At 40.4% G+C, this 12,117-nt stretch carries 9 protein-coding genes; 8 read left to right on the forward strand and 1 reads right to left on the reverse strand.

All coding sequences use genetic code 11. The features are described 5' to 3' along the window. The first annotated feature begins 42 nt into the window (after nt 1-42). From NQ508_RS02490 to NQ508_RS02505, 4 genes are all read left to right on the forward strand, one after another. Nucleotides 43-1,875 carry an NAD(P)-binding protein gene (locus NQ508_RS02490; protein WP_006427411.1) on the forward strand — a complete coding sequence of 611 codons (1,833 nt, stop codon included), beginning with the start codon at nt 43-45 and terminating at the stop codon, nt 1,873-1,875. After that, the gene (locus NQ508_RS02495) at nt 1,869-3,605 is read left to right on the forward strand and encodes a [FeFe] hydrogenase, group A (RefSeq protein WP_006427412.1); all 1,737 of its coding nucleotides are present in this window, start codon (nt 1,869-1,871) and stop codon (nt 3,603-3,605) included. Before NQ508_RS02490 ends, NQ508_RS02495 begins: the two co-directional genes overlap by 7 nt. 125 nt (nt 3,606-3,730) lie before the next feature. After that, nucleotides 3,731-6,358, forward strand: coding sequence for a bifunctional acetaldehyde-CoA/alcohol dehydrogenase (gene adhE, locus NQ508_RS02500; protein WP_256171881.1), 2,628 nt, complete (start codon nt 3,731-3,733; stop codon nt 6,356-6,358). Between the two features lie 332 nt (nt 6,359-6,690). Further along, nucleotides 6,691-7,446 carry a phosphotransferase family protein gene (locus NQ508_RS02505; protein WP_006427414.1) on the forward strand — a complete coding sequence of 252 codons (756 nt, stop codon included), beginning with the start codon at nt 6,691-6,693 and terminating at the stop codon, nt 7,444-7,446. A gap of 130 nt (nt 7,447-7,576) precedes the next feature. On the opposite strand, the gene NQ508_RS02510 is transcribed toward NQ508_RS02505, so the two are convergent. Beyond that, nucleotides 7,577-8,731 carry a cell wall hydrolase gene (locus NQ508_RS02510; RefSeq protein WP_259828930.1) on the reverse strand — a complete coding sequence of 385 codons (1,155 nt, stop codon included), beginning with the start codon at nt 8,729-8,731 and terminating at the stop codon, nt 7,577-7,579. A 207-nt stretch (nt 8,732-8,938) separates the two neighbouring features. Here NQ508_RS02510 and NQ508_RS02515 point away from each other — a divergent pair, with 207 nt between their 5' ends. From NQ508_RS02515 to NQ508_RS02530, 4 genes are all read left to right on the forward strand, one after another. Next, complete coding sequence (locus NQ508_RS02515) at nt 8,939-9,520, forward strand: hypothetical protein (RefSeq protein ID WP_006427416.1); 582 nt, start codon at nt 8,939-8,941, stop codon at nt 9,518-9,520. Continuing rightward, a complete protein-coding gene (locus NQ508_RS02520; protein ID WP_006427417.1) occupies nt 9,510-10,340 on the forward strand; it encodes a Cof-type HAD-IIB family hydrolase in 831 nt (276 codons plus the stop codon). The genes NQ508_RS02515 and NQ508_RS02520 overlap by 11 nt, the downstream gene beginning before the upstream one ends. A 15-nt stretch (nt 10,341-10,355) precedes the next feature. Beyond that, nucleotides 10,356-11,183: an undecaprenyl-diphosphate phosphatase gene (locus NQ508_RS02525; RefSeq protein ID WP_006427418.1), complete on the forward strand. Its 828-nt coding sequence runs from the start codon at nt 10,356-10,358 to the stop codon at nt 11,181-11,183. 134 nt (nt 11,184-11,317) lie between these two features. Next, a complete protein-coding gene (locus NQ508_RS02530) occupies nt 11,318-12,103 on the forward strand; it encodes a transporter substrate-binding domain-containing protein (RefSeq protein WP_022415186.1) in 786 nt (261 codons plus the stop codon). Nucleotides 12,104-12,117: the final 14 nt, after the last annotated feature.

Raw genomic sequence — 12,117 nt, forward strand, 5'->3', positions numbered from 1 at the left:
GGACTATAAATTGATAAATGAAATGGAAGGTAGGGATAAAGAATGAGCAGACTGGAAATTGCCTCTCCAAAAAGAGCAAAGATCGTAATGGAAGGCCTCTATAAAGATCTGGAAAGAAGAATTGAATCGAGTCCACCGGGGTTATGTCCAGTAGATATGGCAAGAGCATTTCTTGAGTTATGTCATGCACAGACATGCGGAAAATGTGTGCCTTGCCGTATAGGATTAGGACAGCTTAATAATTTCATCCGTGAAGTACTGGATGGAAAAGCGACAATGAAGACATTAGATATCATGGAACAGACAGCACTTTCTATTATGGAATCTGCAGACTGCGCGATTGGTTATGAAGCAGCGAACATGGTATATAAAGGATTGATCGGTTATCGTGATGATTATATTGAACATATTCAGAACGGAAGATGTACCTGTACATATAATCAGCCTGTACCATGTGTATCTTTATGCCCGGCACATGTAGATATTCCTGGATATATCGCACTGGTAGGGGAAGGACGATATGCGGATGCAATCCGACTGTTAAGAAAGGATAATCCATTCCCGACCACATGTGGATTCATCTGTGAACATCCATGTGAAGCAAGATGTAGAAGAAACATGGTAGATGATTCTATTAATATCCGTGGATTGAAGCGTGTAGCAGCAGATTTTGCAGGAGAAGTAGATCCTCCGCAGTGCGCACCAAGTACAGGTAAGAAGATCGCAATCCTTGGCGGCGGACCTGGAGGATTAAGTGCAGCATATTATCTGCAGTTAATGGGACATCAGACAACCGTATATGAGATGCTGCCGGAATTGGGCGGAATGCTTCGTTATGGTATCCCGAACTACAGACTTCCAAAAGAAAGACTGGACGATGATATCCGAGCAATCCTGAAGACAGGTGTACAGGTGAAGAATGGTCTGAAGATCGGACAGGATATTACGATCCAGGAATTAAGACAACAGTATGATGTTGTTCTGATTACGATCGGAGCAAGTACAGATAAAAAATTAGGATTAGAGAATGAAGATGCAGACGGAATCATTTCCGCAGTGCAGTTCTTACGTAATGTAGGAAAAAACCAGATTATAGATCTGACAGGAAAAGAAGTGGTTGTTATTGGTGGAGGTAACGTATCAATGGATGCGGTCCGTACAGCAAAACGTCTGGGTGCAAAGAAGGTAAGTATTGTCTATAGACGAAGAGTAGCAGACATGACGGCACTTCCTGGAGAAATCGAAGGAGCAGTTGCGGAAGGCATAGAATTACAGACGCTGAAAGCACCGGCATCTATAGATGTAGACGAGAATCATCATGTAAAAGGTATCTATGTGACACCTCAGATGGTAAGCTCGATCAGAGATGGAAGAGCAAGTATCAAACCTACAGGTGAAGAAGATATTTACATACCATGCGATGTATTAATCGTAGCAATTGGACAGAATATTGAGACACATCACTTCGAACAGGCGGGTATCCCGGTTGAACGTGGTAAGATCATTACTAAAAGTACGGGAGCATTTGAGAATCTTCCTGGAGTATTTGCAGGAGGGGATTGTGCAAGCGGACCGGCTTCGGTTATCAAAGCAATCGCGGCCGCAAAGGTTGTTGCAGCCAACATTGATGAGTATCTTGGATATCATCATGAAATTTCCTGCGATGTTGAAATCCCGGAGGCACATCTGGATGACCGTACACCTTGCGGAAGAGTGAATCTTACAGAAAGAGAAGCATGTGAAAGAGTCTGTGATTTCGAAGCAGTTGAAAACTGCATGACAGAAAAAGAAGCAAAACAGGAGGCAAGCAGATGTCTTCGCTGTGATCATTTCGGATACGGTATATTTAAGGGAGGCAGAGAGACATTATGGTAAATCTTACAATTGACGGAAGAAAGATAACAGTAAAAGAAAATACCACGATCATGGAAGCTGCAGCCCAGAATGGGATTCCTATTCCGAAACTTTGTTATTTAAAAGGAATCAATGAAATTGCGGCCTGTCGTGTCTGTGTAGTAGAACTGGAGGGAAAAGAGAAGCTGATCACCTCCTGCAATAATGTTGCAAAAGAGGGAATGGTCATTCATACGAACAGTCCAAAGGTAAGAAGGCACAGAAGAACGACAGTAGAACTGATCCTTTCACAGCATGACTGTGAATGTGTAACTTGTTCGAGAAGTGGCAACTGCAGTCTTCAGACAGTTGCCAATGATCTGAATATTATAGAGATTCCATTTAAGATGGAAATTGAAAGACAACCGTGGAACAAGGAATTTCCTCTGATCAGGGATTCTTCAAAATGTATTAAATGTATGCGGTGCGTACAGGTTTGTGAAAAAGTACAGAGCCTTGGTGTATGGGATGTAGAAGGAACAGGATCAAGAACAACGATTAATGTAGCCGGACACAGAACGATAGAGGAAGCTTCATGCGCATTATGCGGGCAGTGTATTACGCATTGTCCGGTGGGAGCATTACGGGCAAGAGATGATACAGAAGATGTATGGGATGCAATTGCAGATCCGGATAAGATCGTAGTTGCACAGGTGGCTCCAGCTGTAAGAACAGCATGGGGCGAGGAATTTGGACTTTCTGATAAGGAAGCAACTGTCGGAAAGATCCTTGATGCTTTGAAGAGAATGGGAGTCGATTATGCATTCGACACAACATTTTCAGCTGACTTGACAATCATGGAAGAAGGAACGGAATTTTTGCACAGATTTACTGCAGGGGAATTAAAAGAGCGTCCGATGTTTACTTCATGCTGTCCGGGATGGCTTAGATTTATCAAATCACAGTATCCTCATCTGGTGAGACAGCTTTCAACGGCAAAATCACCACAGCAGATGTTCGGAGCCGTGATGAAAACTTACTTTGCAGAGAAGCTTGGGGTATCACCTGAGAAGATCTACACAGTATCTGTAATGCCATGTGTGGCAAAAAAAGGGGAAAAGGAGATGGAACTGTTCTATCAGGAATATGCGGGACATGATATCGATGCAGTTATTACGACAAGAGAACTGACAAAGATGATCAAATCAGCGCATATCAGTCCGGATACACTTGCAGATATTGACAGTGACCGGCCAATGCAGGATGGAACAGGAGCAGGTGTAATTTTCGGAGCAACAGGAGGTGTAATGGAGGCAGCTCTTCGAACTGCATACTATCTGCTTAAAGGTGAGAATCCACCGGAAGATGCATTTAAAGCTGTAAGAAGTACCGGATTTAATCAAAATCAGGGAATACAGGAAGCAAATTTCCAGATCGATAATGTAACAGTTAGAACTGCAGCAGTCAGCGGACTTGGGAATGCAAGAGCTCTTCTGGATCGCATCAATAAAGGAGAAGTTCATTATGACTTCGTAGAGGTAATGGCTTGTCCGGGAGGATGCGTAGGCGGTGGAGGACAGCCAATTCATGACGGAAGAGAACTTGCTTATGAAAGAGGACAGAAGCTTTACAGTCTGGATAAAAATGCAAAACGTCGGTTCTCACATGAAAATCAGGACGTTCAGAAAATGTATGAGGAATACTTTGTAAAACCTAATTCACCAAAATCACACATGTTACTGCATACAGAGCATAAACTGGAAGGTTTTTAAGGTGAAAAAGCTACATGTTAAAAAAATATCAAATATGTGAAAAAAATATCAAAATGTTATTGACAAAGAATTAACAAACGGTTATACTAAGACCATCGAAACAAACAAAAACTCACAGGAGGATAATCAACATGGCGACAAAGAAAAAAGAAAACGCAGTACCAGAGATTATTGATAATGTAGAAGCTCTCGAAGCTAAGATGAAAGCAATGAGAGAAGCTCAGAAAAAATTTGCTACTTACACACAGGAACAGGTAGACAAAATCTTTTTCGAAGCAGCGATGGCAGCAAATAAGATGCGTATCCCGCTTGCTAAGATGGCAGTAGAAGAGACAGGACGTGGTCTTGTAGAAGATAAAATCATCAAAAACCATTACGCAGCAGAGTACATTTACAATAAGTACAAAAACGATAAGACATGCGGCGTGATCGAAGAAGACAAAGCGTACGGAATTAAAAAGATTGCAGAACCAGTTGGTCTGGTAGCAGCGGTTATCCCAACTACAAACCCGACATCAACAGCAATCTTCAAAACATTAATCTGTTTGAAAACAAGAAATGCAATCATCATCAGCCCACATCCGGCAGCAAAGGCATGTACAATTGCAGCAGCAAAAGTTGTTCTTGATGCAGCAGTAAAAGCCGGAGCACCGGAAGGAATCATCGGATGGATCGATGTTCCGTCATTAGAGCTGACAACAACAGTTATGAGAGATTCAGATGAGATCCTTGCAACAGGTGGTCCTGGAATGGTTAAATCTGCATACTCTTCAGGAAAACCGGCACTTGGTGTTGGACCTGGTAACACACCTGTTATCATCGATGATTCAGCAGATATCAAGATGGCAGTTAACTCCATCATCCATTCTAAGACATTTGATAATGGTATGATCTGTGCTTCTGAACAGTCAGTAACTGTACTGGACAGCATTTATGATGAAGTTAAGAAAGAATTTGCATACCGTGGATGCTACTTCCTCAAGAAGGGAGAAGAACTTGATAAAGTTCGTAAGACAATCATCATCAACGGAGCATTAAATAATAAGATTCCTGGAAAATCAGCATATGAGATCGCTAAGTTAGCAGGTGTTGAAGTACCGAAGGCTACAAAGATCCTGATCGGTGAAGTAGAATCTGTTGATATTTCGGAAGAATTCGCACATGAGAAATTATCTCCTGTACTTGCAATGTACAGAGCTAAGACATTTGATGAGGCTCTTGCAAAAGCTGAGCAGCTTGTTGCAGATGGTGGATACGGACATACATCATCACTTTACATCCACCCATCACAGACAGAAAAGATTGAGAAACATCAGCAGGCTATGAAGACTTGCCGTATCCTGATCAATACACCTTCATCACAGGGTGGTATCGGAGACCTTTACAACTTCGGACTTGCTCCATCTCTTACACTTGGATGTGGTTCTTGGGGAGGAAACTCTGTATCTGAGAACGTAGGTGTGAAACACCTGATCAATATCAAGACAGTTGCAGAGAGGAGAGAAAACATGCTGTGGTTTAGAACACCTGAGAAAGTATACTTTAAGAAAGGCTGCATGCCTGTAGCATTAGATGAACTCGGAACTGTAATGCATAAGAAGAAAGCGTTCATCGTAACAGACAGTTTCCTGTACAAGAATGGTTATGTAAAACCGATCGAAGATAAATTAGATCAGATGGGAATCCAGCATACATGCTTCTTTGAAGTTGCTCCAGACCCAACTCTGCAGTGCGCTAGAAGAGGTGTAGAACAGATCAGAGCATTTGAGCCAGATACGATCATCGCTCTTGGTGGTGGATCCGCAATGGATGCCGGAAAGATTATGTGGTTAATGTATGAGCATCCGGAAGCAAAATTCGAAGATATGGCTATGGACTTCATGGATATCCGTAAGAGAGTATACACATTCCCTAAGATGGGAGAGAAAGCTTACTTTATAGCTATCCCAACATCTTCAGGAACAGGTTCAGAAGTAACTCCATTCGCAATCATCACAGATGCTGATACAGGAGTAAAATGGCCTATCACAGACTACGAATTAATGCCAAACATGGCTATCGTAGATGTTGACAATGCAATGACAGCACCTAAGGGACTGACAAGTGCATCTGGTATCGACGTAATGACACATGCAATCGAAGCATATGTATCTATCATGGCTACAGACTTTACAGATGGTCTTGCTATGAAGGCAGTAAAAGCAGTATTTGATTACTTACCATCTGCATATGAGAATGGTGCTAATGATCCAATCGCAAGAGAGAAGATGGCTAACGCTTCATGCATGGCTGGTATGGCATTCGCAAATGCATTCCTTGGACTGAACCACTCTATGGCTCACAAACTTGGTGCATTCCATCACCTGCCACACGGTATTGCTAACGCTGTAATCCTGACAGATGTAATGCGTTACAATGCTGCAGAAGTACCTACAAGAATGGGAACATTCTCTCAGTATCAGTATCCACATGCACTTGCAAGATACGCAGAATTAGGACGTTTTGCAGGATGCAAAGGTAAGACAGATGAAGAAGTATTTGAGAACTTCATCGCTAAACTGGAAGAACTCAAAGAGAAGATTGGCATTAAGAAGACAATCAAAGATTACGGTGTAGATGAGAAATACTTCCTGGATACATTGGATGATATGACAGAGCAGGCATTCAACGACCAGTGTACAGGAGCTAACCCAAGATATCCACTTATGAGTGAGATGAAAGAAATCTACCTGAAATGCTATTATGGAAAATAAAACAGGCAAAAATATAATATCCAAGAGTTTTTGTTTGCAAATCGGATAATGTATTTAGCATAGAAAAAGTGCAGCGTTCAACGTTGCACTTTTTCTTATGCAAAGAAAGATGGAAAATGTAAAGGGATGTTTCGAGTAGAATGATTTTCAGAATCGGATCTGTTACTTGGGAGAATAGACGGATAATAATGTTAAAAAAATAACAATAAATATATACGATAAAAAATAGTGAAAAAAATATCAAAAAACTATTTAAAAATCTGATAATAAGGTATATAATACAGATAACAAGAAGGAAGGGGCCAAAGATTCAATAAAAAGGAGGAATCTGTATGAAGCTTGAGAAGAAAAATTTAATCGTAGAGAGACCTTATAAATCAGTTTATAAGACAGAGGAAGGTATTGTTAAAATATTTGCAACAGATCATCCGAAGTCAGCGGTATTTAATGAAGCATTGAATACAGTGAAAGTTGAAGAAACAGGATTGGATATTCCAAAATTAAAAGAGGTAACTCAGATTAATGGAGAATGGGCACTGCTCATTGAGAACAGAGAAGGAAAAACTTTGGAAGAGATGATGAAAGTTGACCGTGCCAATCTTGAAAAATACATGTCAGATTTTGTAGATCTTCAGCTTAAAGTACAGAGCAAAACGGCCACAACATTACCGAAATTAAAAGACAAACTGGCAGATGAGATAAGAAGTCTGAAAGATTTGGATGCAACAGAACGTTATGAGCTTTTGACCAGATTGGAAGGAATGCCGAAGCATACGAAATTGTGTCACGGTGATTTTAACCCGAGTAATGTGATTGTTGAAAAGAACGGAAAGATGACAGTGATCGACTGGGCACATGCTTCACAGGGAAATGCAAGTGCAGATGCTGCAATGACATATCTGTTATTTGCATTACATGATCAGGAAAGTGCAGATCTTTATCTTAAGTTATTCTGCAAGAAGAGTGACACAGCAAGACAGTATGTAGAACAATGGCTGCCAATCGTAGCTGCTGCAGAGCTTGGGAAAGATATCCGTCTGGAAAAAGACTTCTTGATGAAATGGATCGATGTTATGGAGTATGAATAGATGATATTAATACAGGAAAGGTGTTGCCGCTAATTTCTACCGTGTACTATGGTATAAAAAATAAGCCTCAAAATGAGGCTTATTTTTTATACCATAGTATGCAGGAGACAATGTCAGCTACTAAATAAAATTAGAAAAATACATTTCCACCAATGTTGATTCCGGATACACCGGTTGACGCGGATCTGAACTGCAGACAATTGATAACTGCAGAATGTCTTGCACCACCAAGTGCAGCCCGAGCTACAGAATAAGCGGTGGATGAAGCACCTTTACTCAGTACTTTATTCAATGAACCGTTCCAGGTTGGAGCGAATTGTCCTGACTGGTATATAACAGCACGCAGAGTATTCGGATAAGCCGGGCTTGCTACGCGGTTCATGATAACAGTTGCAACAGCAAGCATTCCATCATAACTACCTGCCTCACATTGAAGGATTGCCGCTAATAATGCGACATCCGTTGTAGATACATTGGTGTTGTTACCTGTGTTGGTAGTATTGTTGCCGGTATTATTAGTGGTGTTATTTTTATTTTGATTAGTCGAACCGTTTGTTGTTGAATTTGTTTTATTCGCGTTATTCGTAGTATTGGTTGAGTTACTTGGTTTTGAGGCTTCTGATTTTACAGAGCCAGATATTTTATCATTCTGTGCAAGCTTTAATGCTTCCTCGGCAGCTTTGGCACGATCCAACTGTGCCTGATAATTTGCCAGTTCTCCGGAAGTGGATGAAATCTTTGAATTCAGTTCATCACGTTTGCTTGTCAATGTTTCCTGAAGTCCGGAAAGTTTGCTTTGCTGTTCTTCCAGATCTTTCTGTTTCTTTTCTACATTAGCACGAACCTGCTGTAATTCTTCCAGCATAGAGCGGTCATACTTACTGATAGTTGCAACATATTCAGCTTTATTCAGAAAATCTCCCATATTTTCGGAAGTGAGCAGAATCTGAACCAGAGATGCTCCGCCGCCTTCATACATGAATTTGATACGATCTTTCATGGAATCATACTGAGCTTCCTCATCAAGCTGGGCAGAAGCTAGATCCAGTTTTGATTTTTCTACTTTGGCAGCCAGATCCTCTACCTGACTGGAAGCAGTGTCCAGCTCTTTACTTAAAGAAGATAACTGGCCGTTTAAATCGTTTAACTCACCTTTGAGATCAGAGGTGGTATTTTCCAATTCATCTGTCGAAGGTGCTGAATATACCGGAGTACTAACAGAAGCAATTGTTACGGTACAGATGGTAATTGCCAAAGCCGATCGTAATGCTCGTTTCTTTTTCATACTTATCATAAACATATCCTTTCCCTTTTCGCGAATGCTTATTTATTATACAACAAAATTCATTATAAAGCAAATTTTAGGTTTCTTTTGGCAGGTTAAAGATATATTAAACTTTATGTAAACTAATTCGGAAAAGGTTTACAGAGGAAAGAATTATGTATAAAATAAATAGGTAGAATGTCTGAATAAGAGAGGAATATATATAATATGAAAAAATACGAAGAAGAAAATTATAAATTGGAAAATATCAGTGAGCAGATCTATCCGTGGATAAAAGCAGAGCTTACGGATTCCCAGGCTTTGAATGGAAAGCATTTTTCGGAAGAAGATGCACCTGTAATTGGGTTCCTTGGGGATCTGAACGTAGTGTTTGCAATTAAAAGAGGGGAAGATATATATGAGATCTTAAAGGATAACATGCTTCCGCCTGAATGTGATATCATAAAACTGTATCATAAAGCTTGTGAAAATCTGAATAGAGATGTAGAATTTGTAATTGCGAATACCTGGTATGGGGGATATGGGATCGTAGCAGACGGACATCATGAGGCAAGTTCCGTGTGCTTTAAGCATATCTGGCAGGTCTGCGCAGACAAGTTGAAGGATGATCTGATCATCATGATTCCGAGAAAAGATACAGTGTTGTTTGCTCCGGCCGGAAATAAAGATATCGTTGAAAAAATGATCGATCACGGAGAAAAGGCATATGAACAGGGAGAGAATAAGATCAGTAAGAAACTTCTTATGTTTTTAAGAGAAGGAAAGGAATTAATTACATATGAAAATTAAAACCAGAATGATTGGAATGGATCTGGATGGAACACTTTTAAAATCTGACAAAGAGTTGCCACAATATACGAAAGATGTGTTGAAAAGAGCGATTGAACAGGGAATTATTGTGATGCCGGCGACGGGAAGACCTATTACGGGAGTGCCAAAGGAACTGCTGGAATTCCCGGGCATACGTTATGCGGTTACTGCGAACGGCGGAAGAGTTATAGATCTTGAGAAGAATGAAGCAATTGTAGAGGAACTGCTTCCACATGATATTGCAGAAGTAATGATGGACGTATTCGAACATTATGATACATTTCGGGAGATTTATTTTGATGGCGTAGGCTATGCCTCGCGGGAAGCACTGGAACATATTGGTAAATATCTGAGTGTTCCGGCAATGGCGAATTATATTATGTCTACACGTGTGGCAGTGGATGATGTGAGAGTCAAATTTGATGAGACGAAACTTCCTGTAGATAAGATCCAGGCGTTATTTACTTCTGTGGAAGATCGTGATGCGGCCAGAAAAGAGATCGAAGATGTTCCGGGAATTGAGATCACGGGAGCGCTTCCGATGAATCTGGAGATTAATGCAGCAGGAGTGAACAAGGGAAAAGCAATGATCGAACTTGGAAAGCTTCTTGGAATTCCAAGAGAAGAAATCATGGCGTTCGGAGATGGCAACAATGATCTGAAGATGCTGAAAGAAGTAGGAATGGGTGTGGCAATGGAAAATGCCATTCCTTCCGTAAAAGAAGCAGCAGATTATGTGGCATTATCCAATGACGAAGAGGGCGTTGCGAAATTTATAGAAAAATATGTGCTGGATTAAGGAAAGGAGCGCAACATGTTAGATATTATCAAGGTTATAATTTTAGGAATTGTAGAGGGAATCACAGAGTGGCTTCCTGTCAGCAGTACCGGACATCTGATTCTGGTTGGAAATGTGCTGAAACCAAGTATGAGTGATGCATTTATGGAGATGTTTGATGTGGTTATCCAGTTAGGTGCGATCATGGCAGTTGTAGTACTGTATTTTCATAAGTTGAACCCGTTTTCACCAAGAAAGAGCCACAAGCAGAAGATGCTGACCTGGCAGATGTGGATCAAGGTACTGATCGCATCGGTACCTGCAGGAATCGTAGGAGTTCTGTTCAATGATATTCTGGATGAGATCTTCTATAAACCGATTCCGGTAGCAGTGATGCTGATCGTATATGGTATCTTATTTATCGTTGTAGAAAATCATAATGCAGGCAAAAAACCTTCTGTGACAAGGATCTCCCAGTTAAGTGTACAGATGTTATTATGGATCGGTTTCTTCCAGATGCTTGCGCTGATACCGGGAACATCAAGATCAGGAGCTACGATTGTCGGAGCACTGCTGATCGGAGTATCAAGAGAAGTGGCTGCAGAATTTACATTTTTCCTGGCAATTCCGGCAATGTTTGGTGCCAGTCTTTTGAAACTGATCAAATTCGGTTTCCATTTTACAGGCGCAGAATTTGGTCTTCTGATGCTTGGATGTATCGTGTCTTTTGGATTATCGGTTATTGCGATCAAGTTCCTTATGGGATATATCAAACAGCATGATTTTAAAGTATTTGGATATTATCGTATCGTTTTGGGCGGTCTGATCATTGTATGGACTATTATTCAGACTGTAATTGCATAGAAATGTATAAAGAAAATGGGTGGATGTTTTGCGAATATGTGGAATTATCCACTTGTTTTTTGATTAAAACATGATAATATATTAAGTATATATGTATTTTTATACAGTTTGTCAAAAGAATGGAGGAAAAGATTATGAAATTAAAGAAACTTATCAGTGTAATGCTGATTGGTGCGTGTGTATGTTCTATGGCAGCATGCGGATCTAAAAAAGAAGAAAAGAAAATTGAAAGTGCAGATGATCTTAAGGATGCAAAGATTGGTGTTCAGACAGGTACAACAGGCGATATCTACTGTTCTGATGATTTCGGTGATGATCATGTAGAGCGTTTTAATAAAGGTGCAGATGCAGTACAGGCACTGGTAAAAGGAAAGATCGATGCAGTTGTTATTGATAACGAGCCTGCAAAAGCATTTGTAGATGCAAATGACGGACTGAAGATTCTTGAGACACCTTATGTAGAAGAAGATTATGCAATGTGCTTTAAAAAGGGCAATACAGAGCTGGAAGACAAATTCAACGCAGCAATCAAGGAACTGAAAGAAGACGGAACATTTGACAAGATCGTTGGATATTATATCGACGGAACAGAAGAAAAAGGATATGAGTCTCCGGCAGATGTCGATCATTCTAATGGTAAACTTGTGATGGCAACAAATGCAGCATTTGAGCCATATGAATATTATGAAGATAACAAGATTGTTGGTGTTGATGTAGACTTTGCACAGGCAATCGCAGATAAGCTCGGTATGGAACTTACTGTAAATGATATGGAATTTGACTCAATTATTGCAGCAGTTGACAGTGGAAAAGCAGATTTTGGTGCGGCTGGTATGACTGTTACAAAGGGAAGAGAGAAACAGGTAGATTTTTCTGATTCCTATTACACAGGAAAACAGATGATCATCGTTAAGAAATAATCCAGAAGAGTAGG

The organism is Dorea longicatena, assembly GCF_025150085.1.
In the GTDB taxonomy this organism is placed as follows: Bacteria; Bacillota; Clostridia; order Lachnospirales; family Lachnospiraceae; genus Dorea_A; species Dorea_A longicatena.

Excerpts from the sequence above, each read along its gene's own strand:
- NQ508_RS02525 (WP_006427418.1), top strand. The coding sequence starts at position 10,356 with ATGTTAGATATTATCAAGGTTATAATTTTAGGAATTGTAGAGGGAATC.
- NQ508_RS02515 (WP_006427416.1), top strand. The coding sequence starts at position 8,939 with ATGAAAAAATACGAAGAAGAAAATTATAAATTGGAAAATATCAGTGAG.
- NQ508_RS02510 (WP_259828930.1), bottom strand. The coding sequence starts at position 8,731 with ATGAAAAAGAAACGAGCATTACGATCGGCTTTGGCAATTACCATCTGT.
- NQ508_RS02495 (WP_006427412.1), top strand. The coding sequence starts at position 1,869 with ATGGTAAATCTTACAATTGACGGAAGAAAGATAACAGTAAAAGAAAAT.
- NQ508_RS02530 (WP_022415186.1), top strand. The coding sequence starts at position 11,318 with ATGAAATTAAAGAAACTTATCAGTGTAATGCTGATTGGTGCGTGTGTA.
- NQ508_RS02490 (WP_006427411.1), top strand. The coding sequence starts at position 43 with ATGAGCAGACTGGAAATTGCCTCTCCAAAAAGAGCAAAGATCGTAATG.
- NQ508_RS02520 (WP_006427417.1), top strand. The coding sequence starts at position 9,510 with ATGAAAATTAAAACCAGAATGATTGGAATGGATCTGGATGGAACACTT.
- NQ508_RS02505 (WP_006427414.1), top strand. The coding sequence starts at position 6,691 with ATGAAGCTTGAGAAGAAAAATTTAATCGTAGAGAGACCTTATAAATCA.